Here is a 26450-nt window from a genome sequence, read left to right on the forward strand (position 1 = left end):
GGGCCGTGTGAGCGCTTTCAAAGCGCGGCCACTCCGGCGCTGGCGACCTGTGCATCCTCGCCGGCCTTCACCCCGGAAACGCCCACCGCGCCGATCACCTGGCCGTCCAGCACGACCGGTACGCCGCCTTCGAGCGAAGTGAGCAGCGGCGCGGTGACGAAGGCGGTGCGGCCGCCATTGACCATGTCCTCGTAGCCCTTGGTTTCGCGCCGGCCCAGTGCCGCGCTGCGGGCCTTCTCGGTGGCGATGTAGGCGCTGGCCGGGGCACAGCCGTCGAGTCGCTCCAGGGCCAGCGGGTGGCCGCCGTCATCGACCACCACGATGGCCACCGCCCAGTGGTTGCGCTGCGCTTCGGCGCGCGCGGCGGCGAGGATGCGGCCGACTTCCTGCTGGGTCAGAACGGCTTTGCTGAGCATGCTTGCACCTCGCCTTGAAGGGATTCCAATGGCGCATCGGCGAGCGCCTCTTCCACCAGTTCGATCCAGTGCCTTACCGGCGTGCGGCCTGCGCCGGCCAGGTGCGTCTGGCAGCCGATATTGGCGGTGACTATGACTTCCGGGGCGCCGCTCTCCAGCGCCTTCAGACGGTTGTCGCGCAGGCGCCGGGACAGCTCCGGCTGGGTCAGCGAGTAGGTCCCGGCCGAGCCGCAGCACAGGTGGCTGTCCGGCACGGCGGTGAGGCTGAAGCCCAGGCGCGTGAGCACGCCTTCCACCGCGCCGCCGAGCTTCAGCGCGTGCTGCAGCGTGCAGGGGCAGTGGAAGGCCAGGCGACGGTCGCCGTGCAGGTGCAACGCTTCCAGTGGTTCATCGCGCAAAACCTCGGACAGGTCGCGGGTCAGTTCGCTGACCCGTCGGGCCTTGGCCGCATACTGCGCATCGCGCTCCAGCAGATGGCCGTAGTCGCGGACGAAGGCGCCGCAGCCGCTGGCCGTCTGCACGATGGCTTCGACGCCGGCCTGGATCGACGGCCACCAGGCGTCGATGTTCCTCCGCGCCCGATCCAGTCCCTGTTCCTGGGCATTCAGGTGATAGTCCACGGCACCGCAGCAACCGGCATCCGCCGCCGGGATCACGCTGATGCCGAGGCGATCCAGCACCCGCGCGGCAGCGGCATTGGTGTTGGGTGACAGCGCCGGTTGGACGCAGCCTTCGAGCATCAGCATGCGCCGCGTGTGGCGCGGTTTCGGGCGCTCCACGGGGGGATGCGGATGGCGCGGCAGCTTGCTTTGCAGGCCCTCCGGCAGCAGCGGGTAGAAGGTGCGCCCGGCCCTGGCCAGCGCGCCGAACAGCGCGGCATTCGGCACCACGGCGCGCAGGCCCTGGCGCATCAGGCGCTCGCCGAAGGTGCGCGGCACCTGCTGCTCGACCACCGCCCGGCCGATGTCCAGCAGGTTGTGGTAGTCCACGCCGGAAGGGCAGGTGGTTTCGCAGTTGCGGCAGCTCAGACAGCGGTCCAGGTGCTCGCGGGTGCTGGCGCTGGGCGCGGCACCTTCGAGCACCTGCTTGATCAGGTAGATGCGACCGCGCGGGCCGTCCAGTTCGTCGCCCAGCAACTGGTAGGTCGGGCAGGTGGCCGTGCAGAAGCCGCAGTGCACGCAGGAGCGCAGGATGCGTTCGGCCTCCTCGGCGCGCGGCAGGTGCCTGGCCTGTTCGCTCAGGTTGGTTTGCATCAGAGCTCCCTGTACATCCGGCCGGGGTTGAAGAGGCCTTGCGGGTCGAGCTGCTGCTTGAGGCTGCGGTGGTAGCGCAGCAGCGCGGCGGGCAGCGGGTGGAAGCCATCGTCACCCGGTGTGTAGCGCAGGGCATGGCCGCCGACTTCGGCGGCGCTGTGGCGGATCAGTTCTGCATCTGCCTCGGACTTCAGCCAGCGCTGCGCGCCGCCCCAGTCGATCAGTTGCTCGCCCGGCAGGGACAGCGCCGGTGTCGCGTTGGGCAGCGACAGCCGCCAGAGCGTGCCGGGGCCGGCGAAGAACCCCAGGCGTTGTTCGCGCAGATCCTGCCAGTAGCCGCTGTCGATCTCCTCGCCGCCCAGGCGCAGTCGCGCGGAGCACACCGAACCTTCGCCGCCTTCAAGGCGCAGGTACAGCGCGGTGCCGTCATAGCAGGCGGCAGTGATCGGGATCGGCTGCGCGCCCCATTCGGCGAGCTCACCCAGCGCCTGGTGGACGCCCATTTCCAGGCGCAGGCTGGCGCACATCCGCGGCTTGGGCAGCACCTTCATCGAGACTTCGGTGATCACCCCCAGACAGCCGAAGCTGCCCGCCAGCAGGCGCGACAGGTCGTAGCCGGCGACGTTCTTCATCACCTCGCCGCCGAAGCGCAGCAGCTTGCCGTGGCCGGTGATCAGCCGCGTGCCCAGCACGTAATCGCGCACCGAACCCGACCAGGGTCGGCGCGGGCCGGAGAGCCCGGCAGCCACCACGCCGCCGAAGGTCGCGCCCGAATGATCGGGTGGCTCGCACGGCAGCATCTGCCCGGCCGCCTCCAGCGCCGCTTCGATCTCCGCCAGCGGCGTGCCGGCGCGGGCGGTCAGCACCAGTTCGGTCGGGTCGTAGCTGACGATGCCGCTGTGCGGACGAGTGTCCAGTTCCACGCCGTTCACCGGGCGGCCGAGGAAGGCCTTGCTGTCGCCACCGCGAATGCGCAACGGCGTGCGCGCGGCGAGCGCCTGGTTCACCTGCTCGAGCAGTTCGCTGCTGGCGTCGGGCATCAGAAGCGCTCCAGGTCGGGGAAGGGCAGTTGGCCGTGGTGCACGTGCATTGCACCGAACTCGGCGCAGCGGTGCAGGGTGGGGATGTTCTTGCCGGGGTTGAGCAGGCGGTCCGGGTCGAACGCCGCCTTCACCGCGTGGAACAGGGTCAGCTCGTCGCTGTTGAACTGCGCGCACATCTGGTTGATCTTCTCGCGCCCCACGCCGTGCTCGCCGGTGATGCTGCCGCCCACCGCCACGCAGAGTTCGAGGATTTTCCCACCGATGGCCTCGGCACGTTCCAGCTCGCCGGGCACGTTGGCGTCGAAGAGGATCAGCGGGTGCATGTTGCCGTCGCCGGCATGGAATACGTTGGCCACGCGCAGGCCGAACTCCTCCGACAGCTCGGCAATGCCGTGCAGCACGCGCGGCAGCTCGCGACGCGGGATGGTGCCGTCCATGCAGTAGTAGTCCGGGGAGATGCGCCCCACCGCCGGGAAGGCATTCTTGCGCCCGGCCCAGAAGCGCACGCGCTCGGCTTCGTCGCAGGCCAGGCGCACGTCGGTGGCGCCGGCTGCCCGCAGCACTCGGTCGACGCGCTCGCAGTCGTCCTGCACGTCGGCTTCCACGCCGTCCAGCTCGCACAGAAGGATGGCCGCCGCATCCACCGGGTAGCCGGCGTGGATGAAGTCCTCGGCGGCGCGGATCGACAGGTTGTCCATCATCTCCAGCCCGCCGGGGATGATGCCGGCGGCGATGATGTCGGCCACCGCGCGGCCAGCCTTTTCCACTGAATCGAAACTGGCCAGCAGCACCCGCGCCACCTGCGGGCGAGGCAGCAGCTTGACGGTGACTTCGGTGACGATGCCGAGCATGCCCTCGGAACCGGTGAACAGTGCCAGCAGGTCGAGGCCGGGGCTGTCCAGAGCGTCGCTGCCCAGCGTCAGCTGCTCGCCCTCGACGGTGAGGATGTCCACCTTGAGCAGGTTGTGCACGGTGAGGCCGTACTTGAGGCAATGCACGCCGCCGGCGTTCTCGGCGACATTGCCGCCGATGGAGCAGGCGATCTGCGAGGACGGGTCCGGCGCGTAATACAGCCCGTGGGGCGCGGCAGCCTGGGAGATCGCCAGGTTGCGCACGCCGGGCTGTACGCGGGCGAAGCGCCCCTGTGGATTCACCTCGAGAATGCGATTGAAGCGCGCCATCACCAGCAGGATGCCTTTCTCCAGCGGCAACGCGCCGCCGGACAGCCCGGTGCCCGCGCCGCGCGCGACCACCGGCACCTTGCGCGCATGGCAGAGTTTCAGCAGCGCCTGCACCTGCTCGATGCGCTCGGGCAGCGCCACCAGCATGGGCACAGTGCGGTAGGCGGAAAGGCCGTCGCATTCGTAAGGCTTGAGGTCTTCGGCGCGGTGCAGCAGTTCGAGATCGGGCAGGGCCGCGCGCAGCTCGGCCAGCAGGGCGGACTTGTCGACGGCAGGCAGCGCGCCATCGACGCGCTCGTCGTAGAGGATGTTCATAGGCTGACGGTGCTCTGATTTTGTTTTTTTGTTCGCGCCCGCCAAGCGGTCGCGTGGAGCCACGGCACGCTGAAAATGCGACCGCCGGTCAGGCGGCGTCCACCTGCATTGATACTGGTCCTACCAGTTCTTGCACGGGCGTCCACTGGAAAGGCCCAGTCCTGACAGCTAGGGTTCTTCGCAACCATACAGGCCAGTTTCAGCTGGTCCTACCAGTTCGGGAGAGGCGCAATGACGACTTATGCACAGGGCAAGCAGCGCGTCGCCGACCAGGTGGCCGAGAAGATCGAGCGGCTGATCGTCGATGGTGTGCTCAAGGTCGGCCAGGCGCTGCCCTCGGAGCGGCGCCTGGTGGAGAAGCTCGGCTGCTCGCGCTCGGCGTTGCGTGAGGGACTGCGCGCACTGCGCGGACGCGGCATCGTCGATACCGAACAGGGGCGCGGTTCGTTCGTTGCCGACCTGACCGGTGCCGAGGACGTGTCGCCGCTGCTGCACCTGTTCCGCTCGCAACCGCGCACGCTCTACGACCTGCTGGAAGTTCGCGCGCTGCTGGAAGGGGAGTCCGCGCGACTGGCCGCGTTGCGCGCCACCGAGGCCGACCTGGTGCTGATCGACCGGCGCTTCGACGAGATGCACGCCGCCTACGACGAACCGCAGCCGCTGGACCCACGCGAGCATGCGCGGCGCGACCATGCCTTCCACCAGGCTATCAGCGAGGCCTCGCACAACCCGGTGCTGGTGCACACGCTGCAGTCGCTCAACGAGCTGATGCTCAGCACCGTGTTCGCTTCGGTGAACAACCTCTACAACCGGCCGCCGCAGAAGCGCCAGATCGACCGCCAGCATGCGCGGCTGCACCGCGCCATCAACGAGCGTCAGCCGGAACAGGCCCAGCGCGCCGCCCGAGAACATATCCACAGCGTGCGCGACAACCTGCGGGAGATCGAGCAGGAAGAGCAGCGGCTGGTGCGGGCGACCTTGCGCCTGGAAGGCTGGAAATAACGGTTCGCTTTTGCGCGTGGAGCAGCGTTATGCGCCGTTTCGGGGCTGGCGGCGGGTAACCTGTTCCAGGTTATCCGCCCTACGTTTCTGTAGGAGCGGGCCATGCCCGCGTCCGCGTAACGGTCCAGCCAGCGTCCGGAGCGCGAAATCAGGATTCGGTGGGAGCAGGACGCTTCGCTGAAGCAGCGGACTTTGTCCGCTCAACACGGGCATGACCCGCTCCTGCAGACTTGGCCTTGCGCTCGCGCATCTCGGCCAGCATGCGCTCGGCATTGGCCTGACAGCCCATGCCTTCGGGCTTGTTCTCGATGCCGTCGATCACCGCCAGCAGCCGCTCGCGGTTCTGCCGCAACTGCTGCTCCATCACCTCGATCTCCGCGACCTTGCGGCGCAGGCCGGCGACCAGTTCGCCGTGGCCGTTCTCGATGGGGTTGGAATGCGGCAGCAGGCTGCGGATTTCTTCCAGGCTGAAGCCGGTCTGCTGGGCGCTGCGGATGATTTCCAGCAGGTCGAGGGTTTCCGGCGGGTACGCGCGGTAGCCGTTGGCCAGGCGGCGCGCCGGGGCGATCAGCCCGCTGGCTTCGTAGAAGCGGATGCGCGAGGGGGCGAGGCCGCTGAGGCTGGCCAGTTCACCGATTTTCATGCTGGGCTCCGAAAGGGGCTTGACCTTGAAGTGAACTTTAAACTTAACCTCGCCGCAGCCACAACCACCCGGACAACCACGGAGTCTTGCCATGTCGCCCTTCCAGCCCCTGCGCCTGCCCAACGGCGGCGAAGTCCCCAACCGCATCGCCAAGGCCGCCATGGAAGAAAACATGGCCGACGCCGATCAGGCGCCTTCGGCCGCGCTGCTGCGCCTCTACCAGGCCTGGGCGGACGGCGGCGTCGGCCTGATCCTCAGTGGCAACGTGATGATCGACGGCCGCGCCATGACCGGCCCCGGCGGCGTGGTGCTGGAGAATGATCGGCATCTTGAGCGCTTCCGCGAATGGTCGCGCATCGGCCGCTCCCGTGGCGCGCAGTTCTGGCTGCAGCTCAACCATCCCGGTCGCCAGGTGCAGACCAACCTCGGCCAGGGCGCCATCGCGCCTTCGGTGGTACCGCTGGAAATGGGCAAGTTCTCCAAACTGTTTGCCGTCGCCCGCGAGATGACCGAAGGCGATATCGCCGAGGTGATCCAGCGTTTCGTCCGCGCCGCCCAGCTTGCCGAGCAGGCCGGTTTCACCGGCGTGCAGATCCACGCGGCGCACGGCTACCTGCTCAGCCAGTTCCTCTCGCCGCTGGCCAACAAGCGCCAGGACCGCTGGGGCGGCTCGCTGGAAAACCGCGCGCGGCTGTTGCTGGAAGTCGTCCGCGCGGTGCGCGCCGAGGTATCGCCTGAATTCTGCGTGGGGGTGAAGATCAACTCCGCCGACTTCCAGCGCGGCGGCTTCGACGCCAGCGACGCGCGCCAGGTGATCGAGTGGCTGAACGACGAGAAGGTCGACCTGGTCGAGCTCTCCGGCGGCAGCTACGAGGCGCCGGCCATGCAGGGCGATGCCCGCGACGGCCGTACCCTGGCGCGGGAAGCCTACTTCCTCGAATTCGCCCGCGAGATGCGTGAAGCGGCGCGCATGCCGCTGATGGTTACCGGCGGCATCCGTCGCCTGCCGGTGGCGGAACAGGTGCTGGACAGCGGGCTGGAGATGGTCGGCATCGGCACTGCCCTGGCGCTGGAGCCGCAATTGGTGCTGCACTGGCAGCGCGGCAGCCAGACCCAGCCGGAGCTGCCGGCGATCCGCTGGCGTTCCAAGCCGCTGGCGGCGCTGGCCTACATGGCGCTGGTCAAGCTGCAGCTGCACCGCATCGGCGCCCGCCGCGCGCCTAACCCCCTGGCTTCGCCGTGGCGCACGCTGGTGATGGAACAGTGGCGCACGCTGCGCCGGGCCAAGCAGTACCGCCGCTGGGCGGCGCGGCAGGCGGGGTGAGCCGCTTCAATGCTCTGCGTAGGATGGCGTGGAGCGAAGCGATACCCATCGATTCCTGTCGCATTGGCAGCATGGGTATCGCCTAGGCTCCACCCATCCTACGGTGGTGTTTTTCCTGGGAGCTCGTGCGAGAGCTCCCACAAACACCCCGAACTTCCAGTCCGTTATGCCTGCTGCCGCGTCGCCGCCAGCACGATCTCGCGGATGCACACGCCTTGCGGCTGGTCGTAGGCATAGCGAATCGCATTGGCCACGTCCTCGGCGCTGAGCACCTTGCCGCCCATCTCACGCTTCCAGTCCTGGTAGCCGCTCTTGATCGCCTCGTCGGTGGTGTGGCTGAGCAGTTCGGTCTCCACCGCGCCGGGGGCGATGGTGACGACGCGGACATTGTGCGCCGCGACTTCCTCGCGCAGGTTCTCGGAGATCGCATGCACCGCGAACTTGGTGCCGACGTAGGCGACGTGGTTGGGGAAAGTCTTGCGACCGGCCACCGAGCTGACGTTGATCAGCGTGCCGCGGTTGCGCTCCAACATGCCCTTGAGCACGGCGTGCACGCCGTTGAGCAGGCCCTTCACGTTGACGTCGAGCATGCGTTCCCACTCGGCCGGGTCCTGCTCGACCATGTTGCCCAGCAGCATCACTCCGGCGTTGTTCACCAGCGCGTCGGCCGGGCCGAAGCGCTTCTCGGCTTCCGCCACGGCAGCCAGCAGCGCCTCGCGGTCGGTCACGTCCACGGCGCGGCACAGCGCGTTGGGCAGCTGCAGCGCCTCCAGACGTTCGATGCGGCGGGCGAGTAGCAGCAGCGGGTGGCCCAGCTGGGAGAAGAGGCGGGCGGAGGCTTCGCCGATACCGGAACTGGCGCCGGTGACGATGATCAGGGGCTTGCTCATGGGGATTCTCCTGCTATCGGAATTCTGGATGGCTGAACGATGCAGTGAAGTATATTGAGCGGTATCCCGCCTGAAAAATGGCTTATTCCTGTGCCTGGTATCGGGTTTGCCTATGGATATCCGACAGTTGGCCGCCTTTGTCGCGGTCTTCGAAGAACGCAACATCACCGTTGCCGCCCAGCGCCTGTTCGTCAGCCAGCCGACGCTGTCGGTGACCATCCGCCAGCTGGAAGAGGCGCTGGGCACCGAGCTGTTCCTGCGCCAGGCGCGCGGGGTGGAGGTCAGCGAGGCGGCTCGTGCGCTGTATCCCCGCGCCCGCGCCTTGCTGGCCGAAGCCGACGGCCTGCGCAACATGTTCCGCCGGGCCTCGGCGCGTCAGCCGTTGCACCTGGGCGTGGAAGGGGATGTCAGCGCCGAGCAGGTCGAGGGCTTCGTCAGCCTGGCGCAGCAGGCCGTGCCCAATCTGCTGCTGCATCTGGAGGAGGGCTGCGTGGGCGATGCGCGACTGGCGGTGGAGGAATTCTGCTGCGAGGACGAACTCTTCGTGCCGGTCTGGGAAGACCCGTACGTGCTGGCGTTGCCGCCGGGCGTGGAGGATGCGCAGAGCAGTGGCTGGATCACCTGCCCGACGCATCCGTCCCATCAGCGCCTGATGACTGCTTATGGCGCCGCGCCGGTGGTCGCGCAGGCCAGCACCCTGAACCTGGCGCTGCGTCTGGTCAGCGCGGGGGTGGGCGCGGCGATCCTGCCGGCATCGCTGCTGAGCGGCGCGCCGGCGGTGCGCAGTGGCTCACTGAGCCTGCCATTGCCGATCCGCCGCATCGGCCTCTGCCATTCCGCCCAGGCGCTGGAGCACCCGGCGGTACGCGGGCTCTACGACTTCCTGCGAGCGGCCTGAGTCAGGCCTGCGCCTTCTGTGCGGCAGGCGCGCGCAAGGACAGCAGCAAGACCAGCGAGGCCGCGACGATCTGCAGGCTGGCATAGCCGTTGGTGGTGGCGATCAGGCCGTAATGCTGGATCGCCAGCCCGGCAAGGATCGCCGGCACGCTGAAGGCCAGGTAGCTGAGCACATAGAAACTCGCCATCAGCGCCCCGCGTTCATGAGCGTGGGCCAGCGGCACCACCGAGCGCAGCGCGCCGAGGAAGGCGCCGCCGAAGCCGAGCCCGGCCACTGCGGTGCCGAGGAAGAACAGCCAGAGGTTGGCGCTGTCCACGCCGAGCAGGGTGATCAGCAGGCCGATGATCAGCGCCAGGCCGCCACGGCGCAGGATCACCGCTGCCGCCTGATTGCGCAGGGCGAAGATCGCCAGCGCACCGCACAGGCACAGCAGCGACACCAGCCCGCCACCGATCATCGGCACCTGCAGGCCGGTGACCTGCCGCGCCAGCGTCGGCCCCAGCGACAGGTAGAAACCGCCCAGCGCCCAGAGGCTGGCGTTCAGCGGCGCCACGCTCCAGAACGCGCGACGTGCCTGCGGCGGAATACGGATGCGCGGCTTCAGCGAGGCCAGCGCTCCCGGTTGGCGGCCGATGCTTTCCGGCAACCAGCGCAGCAGCACGATGCCCAGGGCGAACACCGCCAGCAGCCAGACGTAGACCTCATGCAGCGGATCGGAGCCGAACTGCACCAGCGTACTGCTGCCCAGTGCGCCCATGGCCATGCCAAGCATGGGCGCGACGCTGTTGATCAGTGGGCCGCGCTCGCGGTCGATATCCAGCATCGCCGCGCCCAGCACACTGGTGGCGATGCCGGTGGCGAAGCCCTGCAGCAGGCGCGCGAGGATCAGCAGCTCCACCGAGTTGGCGTAGAGGAATACCGCCATCGCCAGCAATTCGAGGATCAGTGCGGCGCGGATCACCGGGCGCCGACCGAGGTGGTCGGACAGCGAGCCGAACACCAGCAGCGCCAGCATCAGGCCGCCGGCGTAGATGCTGAACACCAGGGTCAGCAGGGCCGGGGAGAACTGCCAGGACTCGCGGTACAGCGCATACAGCGGCGTGGGTGCGGCAGCGGCGGCGAGGAAGGCCATGAGGATGGCGGTCAGCAGCCAGGCCGAAGCTCGGGGTGAGAAGCCGGACGCGCTTTTCGATTGGGTGTGTGCCATGATTCAGCTCGCAAAGGCTAAGATTTTGCTTTTGCGAGATGCTGGACCCGTTTTTGGATAAAAGCAAATTCTTTGCTTTAAGGTGCTTATGGCAATCAATCAGGGTGTTCGACCGGGCGGCCGCAGCGCGCGGGTGCAGGCCTCGGTGCACAAGGCCGTGGCAGAGCTGCTGGAGGAGCGCGACCGCTCGGAACTGACGGTGCCGCTGATCGCTGCGCGCTCCGGCGTCACGCCGTCGACCATCTACCGGCGCTGGGGTGACCTGAGCGAACTGCTCGGCGACGTCGCCCTGCAGCGCATCCGCCCCGACGCTGAGCCGGCAGACACTGGCAGCCTGCGCGGCGACCTGCTGGCCTGGGGCGAGCAGTACATGGAGGAAACCGCCTCGGTGCCCGGCCGCGCCGTGGTGCTCGACCTGCTCGCGGCCGGCGGCGGTTCTTCGGGACGCTGCATGGCGATCGCCTGCGGCCAGTTCGACATCATCCTGCTGCGCGCCAGGGTGCGCGGTGAAAAACTGCCGGAGCTGGACCGCATCGTCGACCGGCTGATGGCGCCGCTGGTCTATCGCATCCTGTTCTCCGGCGAGGAACTGGAAGTGGCCTATGTCGAGCGCCTGGTCGATCTGACGCTGGAGGGGTTGTAGCGGATTCGCGGGCAGGCTCCGTACCTGCCATGGACGTATGCGTAGGATGGCGTGGAGCGAAGCGATACCCATCACTCCCGGCACCGTCAGCATGGGTATCGCCTAGGCTCCACCCATCCTACGTTTTTGCGGCACAGTTCAGCGCCAATCTTTAGGAGCAGGCCATGCCCGCGATCGCGCGCATGGCGCGCTCTTACAACTGCGCGCTCCGCACTGCATCTGCCCATGCCTGCAGGGCTTCACAGGCTGCGACGGCAATCTCCTCGTCACTGCGCCCGGCAAATACCCGCTCCAGCGCGTCCGCCGCGATCAGCCCGGCAACGGTTGGCGTGCCCACTGCTTCGGTGAGATCCAGCCACTCGCCGAAGCTGGCTGGCGTGTCGTACCAGCGCAGGTAACCCGAGAGCGACACCGGCCACCAGCGCTCGTCGAACTGCAGCACGACCTTTTCCAGTTGCCCCATGCCCAGGTGCGCCAGCGCGTCCTGCTGGGCCGCCGGCAGGGGCGGGGTGAAGCGGATATCGCGCAATGCACCGACAGGGACGGAGCAGACGCAGAAATCGACGATTTCGCCACCCGCCCGCACCTGCTCGCCGGACCAGTCGATGGCCGTCACCGGCTGGTTCAGGCGGATATCCAGCCCATCGGCGAGATGCGCGGCCAGCTGTGAATAACCCTGCGGCAGGAAGCGGTCGCCGGCGCCGACGCCTTCTTCGTCGAGCGCGTCGACCGACAGCGAATCCAGCGGCAGGCAGGCCTCCAGGATCAGGTTGGCGTCCAGGGCGAAACGAGTGGCGCGGCGGGTCGGCTCGTCGCGATCTTCGAGGTAGCGCGCGACGCCTTCGGCCAGTGGCAGGCTGCGGTCGATCCCGGCGCGCAGGGCTTCCCAGGCCGCATCGATGTCGGGCACCGGGCCATCTGCCGCCGCAGCCAGGGGCCGCCCGAAATCGGTTTCCCGCAACGGCAGGCCGAGGTGCTGGGCGTAGGCGGCCAGCGGGTTGTCGTCGAAGTGCTGCAGCCAGGCGGCGCCTTCGTCCACTCGTACCGGCCCGAGGGAAATGCTGTGGACGCGGCCGCCGATGCGCTCGCGGGCCTCCAGCACCACGCAGTCGATCCCGGCTTCGCGCAGTCGTCGTGCGGCGGCAATCCCGGCGAAGCCCGCGCCGATCACCAGTACCCGGCGGGCGCCGCTTTCGATGGCCGCTTCGGCCGCGCGCAGGCCGTCGTTCCAAGCGCCATGGGTCATGGCCGGCGCGACGGGATTGCAGGCCTCACCGGCCAGCACCAGCTTGCCGCCCAGCACTTCGCCCAACCGCCGCCGATGCTCCGGCGTGCCACCGGGGAGCAGGGTGCTGTAGGCGCCGCGGCTGAACGGATCGTCGCTCCAGTGAGTGACGTGGAAGGCAGTGGGGCGGTGGAGAAGGCTGTCCATGTCGTGCTCGCTCGGTGAAAGAGCGACGACCTTAGAAGTCTGGCGGTAATCACTGCAAGAGGCAGACATGGGCAATCCGCCCGGCGATCTGTACTGGTTTTAGCCTTGCCACGAGCAGGGTCTCAGTCTCTGCCGAAGCTGTAGCGAAACACCAACGTAGGATGGCGTAGAGCGAAGCGATACCCATCACTCCCGGCACCGGCAGCATGGGTATCGCCTAGGCTCCACCCATCCTGCGGGTTAGCGCCAAGCCGAGGGGCTGTCAGGCGCGGCTCAGGCGGATCACTGTCCGTGCGACCGACACCCCGGTGAACAGCACCACGAACAGCCGCAGCGTCTGCATCGCCAGCACCAGGCCGACGTCGGAGTGGGTGTCCACCGCGATGATCGCCATGGCGTCCAGGCCACCGGGGCTGGTGGCGAGGTAGAGGGAGAGGAAGTCCATCCCGGTGATGGCCGCCAGCACCCAGGCGAACAGCGCGCAGCTGGCGATCAGGGCCAGTGCGCTGACCAGCATGGCCGGCAGGTGGCGGCCGACGTAGGCGAGGCTTTCGCGGTCGAAGCGCAGGCCGATGTAGCAGCCGATCACCCCGTAGGCGCTGGCCAGCAACCAGTGCGGCAGGGTGATGTGCAGCACGCCGGTGAGTTGCAGCACGGCGCCGGCCACCAGCGGCACCAGCAGCGGGCCGGCCGGCAGCCTGGCGCCGGCGGTGGTGCAGACGAAGATCAGCAGCAGGCAGTTGATCAGGTCGGGCAGGGTGGCAGTGTCGACGATCGGCGTGCTGTGTGCTGCCGAGCCGCCGCCTTCGATACCCAGCAGACGGCCGACCAGGGCACCGGCCATGACCACGCAGACCACCCGTACGTATTGCATGGTGGCGACCACGCGCGGGTCGGCGCCGTTGGCTTCGGCCATCGACACCATGGCTGCCGCGCCGCCCGGTGCGGTGCCCCAGGCCGCGGTGCTGCCGGGGATGCCGCCGAAGCGCACCATGGCGTAGCTGACCACAGCCGAGAGCAGCAGAGTGAGCAGGGTGGCGCTGAGCATCAGCGGCCAGGAAGCGACCATTGCCTGCAGCACCGACCAGCTCATGGCGTGGGCGACCAGCAGGCCGATACAGCCCTGGCTGAGGCGGAAGGCCTGGCGTGGCAGGCGGATTTCCGCACCGCTGACGCCAAAGGCGATGGCCACCAGCATGGGGCCGAGAAACAAGGCGGCGGGGATGCCGAGCCAGGTCAGCAGTTGCCCGGCGCCTCCGGCTCCGAGCGCCAGGGCCAGCCATTGCAGACTGACGGGGATACGGGCGACGGGCAGGGCAGGGCGGCTGGACACGGACGGCTCCGGGCGGGGAAGACGTCGGAATTATCGGTAGCCGGATCAATCAAGTCTATTTTCTAATAGTCATGAATCCATTCCTGAAATTTATCGGTTGGCCGCCATGGACCTGCGCGATCTCGCCTACTTCGAAACCATTGCCGAACTCGGCCACCTGGGTCGCGCCGCCGAGCGCCTGGGGCGCAGCCAGCCGGCACTGACCAAGAGCATCCAGCGCCTGGAAGAGTCTCTCGGCGCGCGGTTGTTCCAGCGCGATGGCCGACGCATCCGCCTGACGCCAGCCGGCGAACTCATGCTGCAACGCGCCCGGCAGTTGCGTCAGGACATCGAGGAAACCCGTCGCGAGGTGCGCGACTTTGCCAGCGGCGTGGTGGGCAATATCCGCCTCGGCTGCGCCGCGACCATGGCCGAGTACCTTTTGCCACGCCTGACCGAGGACCTGTTGGCGCGCGCGCCGGACGTCACCATGAGCCTGGTGCTGGGGCAGGACGACGTGCTGCGCGAGGCGCTGCGCAGCGGGCGGCTGGACATGGCGATCTGCTCGAGGATCGTCGACGACCCGCAGCTGAGCAGCGAGCCGCTGTTGCAGGATCAGGTGGTGGTGGTCGCCAGCCGTGACCATCCGATCTTCGACGGCCCCGTCGCCATGGCCGACCTGTGTCGCTATCGGTGGGTGTTGCCGGCTACCGGCGTGTCGTCGCGGCGCTGGATGGATTCCACCTTCCAGGCCCACCAGCTGCCCATGCCGCAGGTGCAGATCGAGACCAACGCGATTCCCATGCTGCCCAACCTGATCGCCCGCACCCGCTTGCTCAGCTTCATCGCCCGCGAGGCGCTGGCCGGCGGGCACGGAATGGACCAGTTGCGTGAGGTGGAGCTGGCCGAGACCACGCTGACGCGGACCATCGGCCTGGCGGTGCGCGAGGGCGCCTACCTGTCGCCCGCTGCGCAGTTGCTGCGCGGCATGTTGCGCGAGCATGCGCAGCGGTTTGGCGCGGGGCTGTAGCTGCCGGCTGAGCACCCTGTAGGAGCGGCTTCGTAGGGCGAATAACGCGCCAGCGTTATCCGCCCTACGATCACACTGAGTGTTCAACGGCTGGGCACTTCGCCCACCACAGTCGTGCGGTACATCTCCCGGCGCATGCCGTGGTAGTCCGACACCGGGTAGTGCCAGGTACTGCGGTTGTCCCAGATCGCCAGGGTGCCCGCGCTCCAGCGCATGCGGCAGGTGAAGGCCGGCTGCGTAGCGATGCTGAACAGGTAATCCAGCAGCGGCTGCGACTCCGCCGGGCGCATGCCCTTGATGCCGCTGGTGTAGGCCGGGTTGATGTAGAGGATCTTCTTGCCGGTCTCCGGGTGCCGGGTCACCAGCGGATGTGAGCGCACCTCGCCCTCGTGGCTGCCATAGCGCACCGCCATGTTTTCCATCAGGTCGTTGTGCTTGGCCTCGGCGCCGTAGGCACGCTCGGGGCTGTGGATGGCGTCGAGGGTTTCCAGCTGCGCGCGCAGTTTCGGCGACAGCCATTCGTAGGCCAGCGCCAGGTTGGCGTAGAGGGTGTCGCCGCCAAACGGTGGAATGTCGTGGCCGTAGAGCAGGGTGAACGCCGGGGGGCGCTCCTGGAAGGACCAGTCGCTGTGCCAGGCGCCGCCGAACACCACCGGGGTCTTCTCGTTGGCCTCCTTCACCACCCGCACCACGTGCGGGTGATCGTCCATGCCGACCACATAGGGCTCGCGGCCGAACTCGCCAAAGCGCAGGGTTACGGCTTCGAGGTTCTCCACGCTGAGGTTCTGCCCGCGGATGAACAGCACCTTGTGCGCCAGCAGCGCCTGGCGCAGCTCGGCGTAGCCTTCCTCGCCCAGGGTGGTGAGGTCGAGGTCGCTGACATCCGCGCCGATCGCGCCGGTGGCGGGGACGATGCGGAAGTGGCGGTAGTCGGCCGCGCGGTTCTGGCTCGGCAGCGCGTAGAAGAACTCGAACATGGGGAAGCCTCTTGTGAGTGTTATTGGCATTTCCAGCATGGCCAGCGCTGGCGCTTTCTTCCATGATGAAGTCCGCCAAAAAATGATGATTCCCGCCACGGCGTACTTTGCCGCCACAGGAGCCCGCGATGGACTGGCGCCAGACCCGCGAGATCACCGGAGTGCGTTACCTGCTCGACAGCGCCCGCGACGAGGGTCTGGGCGCGGACGATTGCCTGGTGGGCAGCGCGATCTCATCGGCTGACCTGCAGGCGCGGGCCGGACGTATCCAGGCCTGGCAGGAGCTGGCGGTGATCCGCAACCTGTTGCAGCGCGTCGGGCGGCCCGGTCTGGGGCTGGCGACCGGGCGGCACTACCACCTCACCTCGCTGGGCCTGCTGGGCTTCACCATGCTTGCCAGCCGCACGTTGCAGGAAGCCTTCGAAACTTTCGGGCGCTTCCAGAGCCTGGCGCTGACGCTCTGCCCGGTGAGCAGCGAAGTGGAGACGCGGGGATTGTGGCTGGTGTTCGATGACCGCGTGCTGCCCGAGGATGCCCGTGCTTTCGTGGTGGAGCGCGGCATCGCAGGTTGCTGGCAACTCTCCGGCGAACTGCTGCAGCGGCCGCTGCAACCCCTGGCGATTGAACTGCGCTGCCCGGCACCGGGCGATGCCAGCGCGTTCCGCGAGACCTTCGGCATCGAGCCGGTGTTCTCGGCTCCGCGCAACGCCATGCTCTTCGCCCTGGAGGACCTGCAGGCGCCGTTACCGCAGGCGCAGATCAGCGCGCGCGACAGCGGTGAGCAACTCTGCGAGCGCCTGTGTGGCGAACTGGCGCTGACCCTGGCCGCCACACCCACCGCGCGGCAGGTGCAGCAACTGCTGCTGCGCGACTCCGCCAGCCTGCTCGGCGCGGCGGCGGTGGCCGAACGCATGGGCCTTTCCGAACGCACGCTGCAACGGCGTCTGGCCGAGGAAGGGCAAAACCTGCAGGGGCTGAACGACGGCATCAAGCAGCGCCTCGCCGAACGCCTGTTGCGCGAATCGCGGATGGACCTGCAGGGCATAGCCCAGTGCCTGGGCTATGCCGAGGCGGCGAGTTTTTCCCGCGCCTTCCAGCGTTGGACGGGACAGTCGCCCGGTCGTTGGAAACGTCAGTCCGGAACCCTCCCGGCGCACTGAAGTCGAACCGCCCGCGATGCCTCTGCAACGGGCGAAAGCCGCGAGATAGAGCCTTCTGGTGTGGCCGATTGCCATCGGTCGCGGGCTAATTTCGCGTGCTTCCCATCCGTTGCCCTCAAGAGGCGCATCGTCATTTTTCGTGAGGCGCCCAACAAGAAAAGGAGAATCCATGTCCTGTGCAACCTGCCTGCGCGCGTGCCTCGGAAGGCGCGGCGCGACGACCTTCAGCGCACTGCTTTGGCGGACTTGAGCCGCCATCCACTCCTTGCACCGGCACCGCGCGAGCGGCGCGGCCGCGTGCCCCTGGCCGGGCATCCGGCCGTCATCCGAGCATTGAGGGAATCAATGAGCAAGACCTTCCGACTGGCCGCCGTGGCCGGCAGCCTGCTGGCTACCGGACTGCCCGCGCTGGCCTATGGCGCCGAACTCGAGGCGCAGATCCGCTGGACCCGCTATGGCATCCCGCACATCCAGGCCAGGGACGAACTGGGCCTGGGCTACGGCATCGGCTATGCCTACGCCCGCGACAACGCCTGCCTGCTCGCAGAAGAAGTGCTCACCGCGCGGGGCGAGCGTTCGCGCTACTTCGGCGAGGACGGCAAGACTTCTGCTGGCGTCGGCAACCTGCCCTCGGACTTCTTCTACACCTGGCTCAACGACAACGAATCCCTGCGCCGCCTGCGCAGCGCCCAGCCGCAGCCGATCCGCGACCTGCTCGATGGCTACGCCGCCGGCTACAACCGCTGGCTGTGGGACACCCAGGCTGCCGGCACGCAGTGCGCGGGCAAGGCCTGGCTGCGCCCGCTGGAGGCCGACGACCTGCTGCGCCTGACCCGCCGCCTGCTGGTGCAGGCCGGCGCCGGGCAGTTCGCCGAGGCCATGATGGCGGCCACGCCGCCGGGGCAGGCAACTTCCGCTGTCGTCAGTGACGGCGAGGTACTCGCGGCGATGGACCGGCGCGAGAATTTCCACCGTGACCACGGCAGCAACGCCGTCGCCGTGGGCAGCGAGCGCTCGGCGGACGGTAACGGCCTGCTGCTGGCCAACCCGCACTTCCCCTGGTTCGGCGCGCTGCGTTTCTACCAGATGCACCTGACCATTCCCGGCCAGCTCGACGTGATGGGCGCCTCCCTGCCGGGCATGCCGCTGGTGAACATCGGCTTCAGCAAGGACGTGGCCTGGAGCCACACGGTGGACACCTCCAGCCACTTCACCCTGTACCGCCTCGACCTCGATCCGCAGGACCCGCGCAGCTACCGCGTCGATGGCCAGTCGCGGCCGCTGAAGGAGATCACCCTGCGCGTTCGCGTATTGGAGGCCAATGGCCGCGTGGGTACGCGCAGCCACACGCTGTACGAGTCCGAGTACGGCCCGCTGCTCAGCGTGCCAGGAAAGTTCCCCTGGAACGCCAGCGAAGCCTTCGCGGTGCGCGACGCCAATCTGGGCAACGACCGCGTGCTGCAGCAGTGGTACGCCATCGATCACGCGCGCAGCCTGGATGAGCTGCGCGATAGCATCGAGCATGTGCAGGGTATTCCCTGGGTCAACACCCTGGCCACCAACGCCGAGGGCAAGGTGCTCTACCTCAACCAGTCGGTGGTGCCGCACCTGAGCCAGCAGCAACTGGCCGACTGCGCCATCGCCGAGTACCAGAAGCAGGGCCTGCCGGTGCTACAGGGTGGGCGCCGCGCCTGCAACTGGTCGAGCGCGCCGGGCACCCGTCACGCCGGGCTGACGCCGCCGGAGCAGATGCCGGCGCTGGAGCGCGATGACTTCGTGCAGAACTCCAATGACAGCGCCTGGATGAGCAACCCGGCACAGCCGCTGACTGGGTTCTCGCCGCTGGTGAGCCGCGATTCGGTGCCGGTCAGCGCCCGCGCGCGCTTCGCCCTGGAACGCTTGACGGGCGACGCCAAAATCGGCCCGGACGACCTGCAGAAAATGGTCACCGACAACCGCGTCTATGTGGCCGATATGCTCCTCGACGACCTGCTGCAACTTTGCAAACCGGCCCCGGCGGGCACCGAGGCGGCGTGCGCGGCGCTGGGTTCGTGGGACCGCCACGTCAACCTCGACAGCAATCCAGGCTTCGCGTACTTCCAGGCCTTCGTCGCGCGCTTCCTGAAGATCGACGGCGGCTGGCGCCTGCCTTTCGATCCCAAGCTGCCGCTGGCCACCCCTTCGGGCATCGCCCTGGACAAGCCGGAAGTCCGCCAGCAGGCGCAGCAGGCGCTGGTTGCCGCCGCGCAGGAGATCGACGGCCGCCGCATCCGCGCCGACGAGAAGTGGGGCGAGCTACAGCTGACCGGCGATGTCGCCAATCCGCTGGGCATCCCCGGCGGCACCGGCAACGAGGGTGTGTACAACGCCATCACCTCGGAGTGGCAGGGCGACCATTACCGCGTGCTCAGCGGCAGTAGCTACATCCAGCTGGTGGACTTCACCGCCGATGGCCCGAAGGCGCGCGGGCTGCTGGCGTTCTCACAGTCCAGCGAACCCAACTCGCCGCATCACCGTGACCAGACCGAATTGTTCGCTCGGCAGCAGTGGCCGGAGTTGCCATTCACCGAGGAGCAGATCAAGGCCGATCCGGAGTTGAAGGTGATGGAGCTGCGCGAGCAGTAAGGGGAGGGCGCCCCTTGCGGGCGCTGGTCGCGGGCATGGCCTGCTCCTACCGGATAGATCTGTGCTCGGATCGGCCCTCACCCTAACCCTCTCCCAGAGGGAGAGGGGACCGTTCGGTGCCGGATGAAACCACAGCGTCAGCCGGCACGATTTGCTCCCTCTCCCTGAGGGAGAGGGCTGGGGTGAGGGGGAAAGCACAAACACGGAACGACCAGGGAAAGACAGTTGCTCCTACAGGTAGTCGTGCTTTTGTAGGAGCGGGTCATGTCCGCGAATCCTGTGCGGCCGGGGTCGCTGTCACCAGCCTGACACCGAGCGCCCCTAGTCTGTCGGCAAAGCCCCGACGCGTAGGCCGCCGCCATGCCCCTGACCAATGAATCCGTGATCCGCCGCATCCACCGCGAACTGCTCGACCACAGCGACGAAGAGCTGGAGCTGGAGCTGCTGGAGGATGTGCGCAACCTCGACGAGCTGTTCGACGAGCACGCCGACGTCGACGAGGAAAAGCTCGCCCGCCGTCGCTACTTCAGCGAGCTGTTCCGCCTGCAGGGCGAACTGGTGAAGCTGCAGAGCTGGGTGGTGAAGACCGGCCACAAGGTGGTGATCCTCTTCGAAGGCCGTGATGCGGCGGGCAAGGGCGGCGTGATCAAGCGCATCACCCAGCGCCTCAATCCGCGCGTCTGCCGGGTCGCCGCGCTGCCCGCGCCGAACGACCGCGAGCAGACCCAGTGGTACTTCCAGCGCTACGTCTCGCACCTGCCGGCGGCGGGGGAAATCGTCCTGTTCGACCGCAGCTGGTACAACCGCGCCGGCGTCGAGCGGGTGATGGGCTTCTGCTCGGACGACCAGTACGAGGAGTTCTTCCGCAGCGTGCCGGAGTTCGAGCGCATGCTGGCGCGCTCGGGCATCCAGCTGATCAAGTACTGGTTCTCGATCTCCGACGACGAACAGCACCTGCGCTTCCTCAGTCGCATCCACGACCCGCTCAAGCAGTGGAAGCTCAGCCCCATGGACCTGGAGTCGCGGCGTCGCTGGGAGGCCTACACCAAGGCCAAGGAAATCATGCTTGAGCGCACCCACATCCCCGAGGCGCCCTGGTGGGTGGTGCAGGCCGACGACAAGAAGCGCGCGCGGCTCAACTGCATCAGCCACCTGCTGAAGCTGATTCCCTACGAGGACGTCGAGCACCCGGCGGTGATCCTGCCGCAGCGCCAGCGCCACGAAGACTACTCGCGCACGCCGACGCCGCAGCAGATCGTGGTGCCCGAAGTCTACTGATGCGAGCTCCTGTAGGGCGGGCGGGGGCGCCGAGCCCGTGCGCGCGATCGCGGGCATGGCCCGCGCCTACAGGTGAGCACCGGTGTTCCGTCGTGCGCCGGTCAATTGCGCTGAGACACAACCTGTAACATTCCCTGCCGATCATGACCGGGACACCCCCAAGCGGACTCCCAGCATGACCACCGATACCCTGGCCGTTCCCGTCGTCGAAGACCGGCCCCATCTGGAACACAGGCCCGGCCGCATCACCGCCTTCATCTTCTTCGCCGTGCTCGCTGTCGGCCTGCTGTTCTCGGCCTGGAGCCTGGTGCGCGATGTCGACGACGTCACCACCGCGGTCACCACCTGGACGCCGTTCCTGCTGCTCGGGGTCGCCCTGTTCATCGCCCTGGGCTTCGAGTTCGTCAACGGCTTCCACGACACCGCCAACGCGGTGGCCACCGTCATCTATACCCACTCGCTGCCGCCGCACTTCGCGGTGGTCTGGTCGGGCTGCTTCAACTTCCTCGGCGTGCTGCTCTCCAGCGGCGCAGTGGCCTTCGGCATCATCGCCCTGCTGCCGGTGGAACTGATCCTGCAGGTCGGCTCCTCGGCTGGTTTCGCCATGGTCTTCGCCCTGCTGATCGCGGCCATCCTTTGGAACCTCGGCACCTGGTGGCTGGGCCTGCCGGCGTCGTCGTCGCACACGCTGATCGGCTCGATCATCGGCGTCGGCGTGGCCAACGCGCTGATGCACGGCCGCGACGGCACCAGCGGTGTGGACTGGGCGCAGGCGACCAAGGTCGGCTACTCGCTGCTGCTCTCGCCGCTGATCGGCTTCTTCTGCGCCGCGCTGCTGCTGTTGGCGCTGCGCCTGCTGGTGAAGAACCGCGCGCTGTACAAGGCGCCCAAGGGCAAGACGCCGCCGCCGTGGTGGATTCGCGGCCTGCTGATCCTCACCTGCACCGGCGTGTCGTTCGCCCACGGCTCCAACGACGGGCAGAAAGGCATGGGCCTGATCATGCTGATCCTGGTCGGCACCTTGCCGATGGCCTATGCGCTGAACCGCACCATGCCGGCGGACCAGACCGTGCAGTTCGTCGCCATCGCCGAAGTTACCCAGCAGGCGCTGGTCCGTGCCGCGCCGCAGCCGGCCCCGGCCGACCCGCGCGCGGTGCTGTCGGAGTACGTGCGCACCAAGGAAGCCAAGCCCGAACTCATCCCGTCCCTGGCGGCGCTGACCGGTGCCATCGGCGCGGAAGTGAACGGCTACGGCAGCCTGGCCCGTGTGCCGGCCGAGGCCATGGGCAACGTGCGTAACGACATGTACCTGACCAGCGAGGCGATCCGCCTGATGGACAAGGACAAGGTCGGCAATTTCGACGCGGACACCACCAGCAAGCTGGCCGCATTCAAGGGCAAGATCGACGAGTCGACGCGCTTCATCCCGCTGTGGGTGAAGGTCGCCGTGGCCATCGCTCTCGGCCTGGGCACCATGGTCGGCTGGAAGCGCATCGTGGTGACCGTCGGCGAGAAGATCGGCAAGACCCACCTGACCTACGCCCAGGGCGCCTCGGCGGAGATGGTGGCGATGCTGACCATCGGCGCGGCGGACATGTACGGGTTGCCGGTATCGACGACCCACGTGCTGTCGTCCGGCGTCGCCGGGACCATGGCGGCCAACGGCTCGGGCCTGCAGATGCGCACCATCCGCAACCTGCTGATGGCCTGGGTGTTGACCCTGCCGGCGGCCATCGTGCTCTCGGCGTCGCTGTACTGGCTGTTCACCCATCTGTTCTGACCTTGGGTGATGCAACGAAAACGCCGCTCTCTTGAGCGGCGTTTTCTTTTGGCACGGATTCTCCTTGTAAGAGCGGGCCATTCCCGCGATCGCGCGCATGGCGCGCTCCTACAGTTTTCACTCCTGTGCCCGCTTGAAATATCGAACGCGTGATGCGTATTTTGTACGGGCTCGCGCGCCTCGCGCGGCGTCCTGTGACAGGGACAAAAGAACAAGGATAAGAAGTCATGAGTAACGATCCAGGAATCCCACTCGCCGAGCGTCTGGCCGGAGTGGAAGAGATCGAGTGCGTCACCCCCGACCTCAACGGGGTGCCGCGTGGCAAGGTGATGACCGGCGAGGGCTTTCTCACCGGGCGCCGGCTGCAACTGGCGCGCGGCGTCCTGCTGCAATGCATCATGGGCGGCTACCCGGCCGCGAAGTTCTACGGCAGCGACGACGGCGACCTCGCCCTGATCGCCGAGCCGACCCAGATTCACCGCCTGCCCTGGAGCGACGAACCCCGCGCCTTTGCCATCTGCGATGCGCTGGAGCTCGATGGCAAGCCCTCCGGCCTGTCCACCCGCGGCCTGCTCAAGCAGGTCGTCGCGCGCTACGCCGAACGCGGCTGGAGCCCGGTGGTGGCGACCGAGCTGGAGTTCTTCGTGTTCGCCCCCAACCCCGATCCGCTGGAAGCCTTCCAGGCGCCGGTCGGACTGGACGGTCGCCGCGAGATCGGTCACTCGGCCTTCAGCGTGTCGTCCAACAACGGCCTGCGCCCGTTCTTCCAGGACGTCTACCGCTGCATGGCAGCGGTGGGGCTCGAACGCGACACCTTCATGCACGAGATGGGCACCACCCAGTTCGAGATCAACTTCCTGCATGGCGACCCGGTACTGCTGGCCGACCAGACCTTCCTGTTCAAGCACCTGCTCAAGGAAGTCGCGCTCAAGCACGGGCTGATCGTGGTATGCATGGCCAAGCCGCTGGCGCACACGCCGGGCAGTTCGATGCACATTCACCAGAGCATCGTCGACGGCGAGGGCCGCAATATCTTCAGCGACGCCCAGGGCGAGGCCACGCCGGAGTTCCGCCACTTCATCGGTGGCCTGCAGGCGTGCCTGTCGGACTTCACCCTGCTGTTCGCGCCGAACGTGAACTCCTTCCAGCGCCTGTGCCACCCGTACGCTTCGCCGAACAACGCGTGCTGGTCCCATGACAACCGCGCTGCCGGCCTGCGCATTCCGGCCAGCGCGCCGGTGGCCCGTCGCGTGGAGAACCGCCTGCCCGGTGCCGACGCCAACCCCTACCTGGCCATCGCCGCGAGCCTGGCTGCCGGTCTGCACGGCATCGAGCGCGCACTGGAGCCCACCGCGCCGATCCAGGGTGAGTTCGAGGTGCCGCCGGAGTTGCTGCTGCCCTGCACGATGTACGACGCACTGCAGCGCCTGCAGCGTAGCGAGCTGGCCCGCGAGGTGTTCGGCAACGAGTTCATCGACGGCTACAGCGCGACCAAGTCCATGGAGCTGACCAGCTTCTTCGACGAAATCACCCCGTGGGAGCGCCGCGTTCTCGCAGCGCAAGCCTGAGGCGCATGATCTGATTTGAAGTCGCTGACACAGCTGCGCCGAAACCCGGTGCAGCTGTGATCGGCAGCCATCTTCTGGCGATCTTCAAGCCATCCTCGTTCATCCCGCCGACATCCTTCGAAACGCCTCGCATGACCATGCGCGACACGCGCTATTCCGGGCCCGGCAGCCCTCTCGACGCGCCGATTGGCAAGCTCTAAGGTGTGTGCGCAAGTCCCGCTTTCCGCTGCCCGGACGTTGTGCCGGGGTTGTCCTGGACCAGGAGGTCCAATGCTTCGGATCGTCACTGCCTTCCGCGCTCTGTACTTCGCCGCCGTCATGCTCCTGACCGGTTCCGGTCTGCTCAGTACCTACCTCGCCCTGCGCCTGGGTGCGGAGAAGGTCGACGGGCTGTGGATCGGCGCCATGATGGCCGCCTACTACCTTGGCCTGGTGCTGGGCGGCAAGATCGGCCACCGGCTGATCGCCCGCGTCGGTCATATCCGCGCCTATGTCGCCTGTGGCGGGTTGGTGACCGCCGCGGTGCTGGGTATCGGCCTGTTGCCCTGGCTGGGCTTCTGGCTGTTGCTGCGGGTCGCCATCGGCCTGGGGATGATGTGCCAGTACATGGTCATCGAAAGCTGGCTCAACGAGCAGGCCGAGGCGCTCCAGCGCGGTGCCGTGTTCGCCGGCTACATGGTCGCGTCCTACCTGGGCCTGGTACTCGGCCAGCTGGTGCTGGTGGTGCATCCGGGGCTGGGCCCGGAGCTGCCGATGATGATCGCGCTGTGCTTTGCGCTGTCGCTGATCCCGGTGGCGATCACCCACAAGGTCCACCCCGCACCGCTACGCCCGGCGCCGCTGGAGCCGCGCTTCTTCATCCAGCGTGTGCCGCAGTCGTTGACCACGGTACTGGTGTCCGGGCTGGTGGTCGGTTCGTTCTACGGCCTGGCGCCGCTCTATGCGGTGCGCCAGGGTCTGAGTAACGAGGAGATCGGTCTGTTCATGGGCGGCTGCATCTTCGCCGGCCTGCTGGTGCAGTGGCCGCTGGGCTGGCTGTCGGACCGCATCGACCGCGCCGTGCTGATCCGTAATGCCGCGATCCTGCTGTTGATAGTGGCCTTGCCGCTGGCGGCGCTGCCGTTGCTGCCGGTGCCGCCGATTTCGTTGGCGTGGCTGCTGCCGATGGGCTTCATCGTCTGCCTGGTGCAGTTCACTCTGTATCCGCTGGCCGTGGCCTTCTCCAACGATCACGTCGAAGGTGAGCGCCGCGTTTCCCTGACTGCGATGCTGTTGGTGACCTTCGGTGTCGGCGCCTGTATCGGCCCGCTGGCGGCCGGTGCGCTGATGAAGCTGTTCGGCGCCAACATGCTCTACGCCTTCGTCTGCGCCTGCTCGCTGATCCTCATCTGGCGCGTGCAGCCGGAGAAGGTCAGTGGTGTACACCGGGTCGACGAGGCCCCGGTCAAGCACGTTGCCACGCCGGACAGCCTGGCGTCCTCGCCACTGTCCGCCGCCCTCGACCCGCGGGTCGACGAAGCGGCCGTGGAGGAGCAGATGAAGGGCAACGACGGCAGCGCGCCGGCAGCCGAGCCGGAAGTGGAAGCAGAAGCGGAAGCCGAGGAAGAAAGCCGGCCCGCGTGAGGCGGCAGGGGAAGGGCGGCAAGTGCTTGCCGCCCGGGACGAACTAGAACAGCTCGTCCTTCTCGAAGCGCCGGGCTTCGCGTTGCAACTGGTAGACGAAGCGTTCGATGTTGCGCTGCGCCAGGCCGCTCATCTGGTGGAAGCGCATGCCGGCGAAGCTGTAGCCGACCTTCTCCTCGAAATGCACATGGCGCAGTTCGACTTCCATGGTCAGGGCGCCGAAGGGCAGACGCGCGGTGAACTCTTCATAGACCTGGCCGGGCTGCAGGCGCTCGGCGGCGTTGCCTTCCAGGCGAATCTTGCAGCCAGTGGCGGAAATGTCGATCAGGCTGCCCTTGAGCGGCGACTTCAGCTTGCTGCCGCCGATCTCCACGGCCACCGGCTGGCCCTGGCCCACGGGGGCGCGGAAGGCGTTGCGGCGCTGGTGGTAGAGCATCTCGGCCGGCACCGGCAGCCAGTAGCAGCGGGCACCGTCGATCTCGGAGAAGAAAGCGTTCTGGGTGTTTTCCCAGGCGATGCGCACGCCTTCGTGGAAGGCTTCGATGCGGAATTGCTCGCCATTCTGCAGGAAGCGCTCGCCGTCGTTGGGGATGAGCTCATCGAGGGCAACGATGTTGCGCTCGCGGTTGATCTCGACGACGAAGCTCTGGAAGCGCTGGCTGCGCCCTTCGAAGGTGATTACCAGGGGATCGTGACTGTCCATCAGCATTTTCAGGCTGGCGTGGATCTCCACCGGAGCTTTCAACACCTTCGGTGGTTGAGGGCCATTTTCCTCGGCGAACAGATTGGACACGGTCCGCGGGTCTCCATTGTGTTTGTTATGAGTCGTGCACGGGGCAGGGCCGGATAG

At 67.5% G+C, this 26450-nt stretch carries 22 protein-coding genes; 11 read left to right on the forward strand and 11 right to left on the reverse strand.

Features of this window, described 5'->3' with window-relative positions:
- Nucleotides 1-17 precede the first annotated feature (17 nt).
- From IB256_RS04305 to glcD, 4 genes are read right to left on the reverse strand one after another with little or no spacing between them, the layout of a single operon-like run.
- On the reverse strand, nt 18-416 hold the full coding sequence (locus IB256_RS04305; protein WP_192291079.1) for a heme-binding protein: 399 nt from the start codon (nt 414-416) through the stop codon (nt 18-20).
- The gene (gene glcF, locus IB256_RS04310) at nt 395-1669 is read right to left on the reverse strand and encodes a glycolate oxidase subunit GlcF (protein ID WP_192401439.1); all 1275 of its coding nucleotides are present in this window, start codon (nt 1667-1669) and stop codon (nt 395-397) included. The genes IB256_RS04305 and glcF overlap by 22 nt, the downstream gene beginning before the upstream one ends.
- Nucleotides 1669-2709: a glycolate oxidase subunit GlcE gene (glcE, locus tag IB256_RS04315; protein WP_192291075.1), complete on the reverse strand. Its 1041-nt coding sequence runs from the start codon at nt 2707-2709 to the stop codon at nt 1669-1671. Before glcE ends, glcF begins: the two co-directional genes overlap by 1 nt.
- A complete protein-coding gene (gene glcD, locus IB256_RS04320; protein ID WP_192401441.1) occupies nt 2709-4208 on the reverse strand; it encodes a glycolate oxidase subunit GlcD in 1500 nt (499 codons plus the stop codon). Before glcD ends, glcE begins: the two co-directional genes overlap by 1 nt.
- Before the next feature lie 231 nt (nt 4209-4439).
- On the opposite strand from glcD, the gene glcC reads away from it, so the two are divergent.
- Complete coding sequence (glcC, locus tag IB256_RS04325) at nt 4440-5210, forward strand: transcriptional regulator GlcC (protein ID WP_192291071.1); 771 nt, start codon at nt 4440-4442, stop codon at nt 5208-5210.
- 148 nt (nt 5211-5358) lie between these two features.
- Here glcC and IB256_RS04330 read toward each other — a convergent pair whose 3' ends face one another.
- A complete protein-coding gene (locus IB256_RS04330; RefSeq protein WP_192291069.1) occupies nt 5359-5853 on the reverse strand; it encodes a MerR family transcriptional regulator in 495 nt (164 codons plus the stop codon).
- Nucleotides 5854-5944: 91 nt separating this feature from the next.
- Here IB256_RS04330 and IB256_RS04335 point away from each other — a divergent pair, with 91 nt between their 5' ends.
- Nucleotides 5945-7177: an NADH:flavin oxidoreductase/NADH oxidase family protein gene (locus IB256_RS04335; RefSeq protein WP_192291067.1), complete on the forward strand. Its 1233-nt coding sequence runs from the start codon at nt 5945-5947 to the stop codon at nt 7175-7177.
- Nucleotides 7178-7341: 164 nt separating this feature from the next.
- Here IB256_RS04335 and IB256_RS04340 read toward each other — a convergent pair whose 3' ends face one another.
- On the reverse strand, nt 7342-8067 hold the full coding sequence (locus IB256_RS04340) for an SDR family oxidoreductase (protein WP_192401443.1): 726 nt from the start codon (nt 8065-8067) through the stop codon (nt 7342-7344).
- 112 nt (nt 8068-8179) lie between these two features.
- Here IB256_RS04340 and IB256_RS04345 point away from each other — a divergent pair, with 112 nt between their 5' ends.
- Nucleotides 8180-8965, forward strand: a complete 786-nt coding sequence (locus IB256_RS04345) for a LysR family transcriptional regulator (RefSeq protein WP_192291063.1) — start codon at nt 8180-8182, stop codon at nt 8963-8965.
- A 1-nt stretch (nt 8966) separates the two neighbouring features.
- On the opposite strand, the gene IB256_RS04350 is transcribed toward IB256_RS04345, so the two are convergent.
- Nucleotides 8967-10172, reverse strand: coding sequence for an MFS transporter (locus tag IB256_RS04350; protein WP_225601593.1), 1206 nt, complete (start codon nt 10170-10172; stop codon nt 8967-8969).
- Between the two features lie 88 nt (nt 10173-10260).
- Here IB256_RS04350 and IB256_RS04355 point away from each other — a divergent pair, with 88 nt between their 5' ends.
- Complete coding sequence (locus tag IB256_RS04355) at nt 10261-10815, forward strand: TetR/AcrR family transcriptional regulator (RefSeq protein WP_192291061.1); 555 nt, start codon at nt 10261-10263, stop codon at nt 10813-10815.
- 193 nt (nt 10816-11008) lie between these two features.
- On the opposite strand, the gene IB256_RS04360 is transcribed toward IB256_RS04355, so the two are convergent.
- Together IB256_RS04360 and IB256_RS04365 are read right to left on the reverse strand one after the other, a co-directional pair.
- Nucleotides 11009-12247: a flavin monoamine oxidase family protein gene (locus IB256_RS04360; RefSeq protein ID WP_192401445.1), complete on the reverse strand. Its 1239-nt coding sequence runs from the start codon at nt 12245-12247 to the stop codon at nt 11009-11011.
- 262 nt (nt 12248-12509) lie between these two features.
- Nucleotides 12510-13580: an AbrB family transcriptional regulator gene (locus IB256_RS04365; protein WP_192381201.1), complete on the reverse strand. Its 1071-nt coding sequence runs from the start codon at nt 13578-13580 to the stop codon at nt 12510-12512.
- A 106-nt stretch (nt 13581-13686) separates the two neighbouring features.
- Here IB256_RS04365 and IB256_RS04370 point away from each other — a divergent pair, with 106 nt between their 5' ends.
- Complete coding sequence (locus IB256_RS04370) at nt 13687-14589, forward strand: LysR family transcriptional regulator (RefSeq protein WP_192291055.1); 903 nt, start codon at nt 13687-13689, stop codon at nt 14587-14589.
- A gap of 83 nt (nt 14590-14672) precedes the next feature.
- Here IB256_RS04370 and IB256_RS04375 read toward each other — a convergent pair whose 3' ends face one another.
- Nucleotides 14673-15566, reverse strand: coding sequence for a TauD/TfdA dioxygenase family protein (locus tag IB256_RS04375; RefSeq protein ID WP_192291053.1), 894 nt, complete (start codon nt 15564-15566; stop codon nt 14673-14675).
- Between the two features lie 128 nt (nt 15567-15694).
- On the opposite strand from IB256_RS04375, the gene IB256_RS04380 reads away from it, so the two are divergent.
- The 6 genes from IB256_RS04380 (at nt 15695) to IB256_RS04405 (ending at nt 25600) form a co-directional block, all read left to right on the forward strand.
- On the forward strand, nt 15695-16726 hold the full coding sequence (locus IB256_RS04380; protein ID WP_192291051.1) for an AraC family transcriptional regulator: 1032 nt from the start codon (nt 15695-15697) through the stop codon (nt 16724-16726).
- Nucleotides 16727-17071: 345 nt separating this feature from the next.
- The gene (locus tag IB256_RS04385; protein WP_192401447.1) at nt 17072-19351 is read left to right on the forward strand and encodes an acylase; all 2280 of its coding nucleotides are present in this window, start codon (nt 17072-17074) and stop codon (nt 19349-19351) included.
- Between the two features lie 360 nt (nt 19352-19711).
- Entirely contained in the window at nt 19712-20629 is a 918-nt protein-coding gene (gene ppk2, locus IB256_RS04390) for a polyphosphate kinase 2 (protein WP_192291047.1), read from the forward strand.
- A 175-nt stretch (nt 20630-20804) separates the two neighbouring features.
- On the forward strand, nt 20805-22409 hold the full coding sequence (locus tag IB256_RS04395; RefSeq protein ID WP_192401449.1) for an inorganic phosphate transporter: 1605 nt from the start codon (nt 20805-20807) through the stop codon (nt 22407-22409).
- A 329-nt stretch (nt 22410-22738) separates the two neighbouring features.
- Nucleotides 22739-23977 carry a glutamine synthetase family protein gene (locus tag IB256_RS04400; RefSeq protein WP_192292480.1) on the forward strand — a complete coding sequence of 413 codons (1239 nt, stop codon included), beginning with the start codon at nt 22739-22741 and terminating at the stop codon, nt 23975-23977.
- A gap of 270 nt (nt 23978-24247) precedes the next feature.
- On the forward strand, nt 24248-25600 hold the full coding sequence (locus tag IB256_RS04405; protein ID WP_192401451.1) for an MFS transporter: 1353 nt from the start codon (nt 24248-24250) through the stop codon (nt 25598-25600).
- A 43-nt stretch (nt 25601-25643) separates the two neighbouring features.
- On the opposite strand, the gene IB256_RS04410 is transcribed toward IB256_RS04405, so the two are convergent.
- The gene (locus tag IB256_RS04410; RefSeq protein ID WP_192291041.1) at nt 25644-26393 is read right to left on the reverse strand and encodes a flagellar brake protein; all 750 of its coding nucleotides are present in this window, start codon (nt 26391-26393) and stop codon (nt 25644-25646) included.
- Nucleotides 26394-26450 lie beyond the last annotated feature (57 nt).

Origin of the sequence: Pseudomonas sp. PDM17 (assembly GCF_014851985.1) — a bacterium.
GTDB lineage: Bacteria > Pseudomonadota > Gammaproteobacteria > Pseudomonadales > Pseudomonadaceae > Pseudomonas.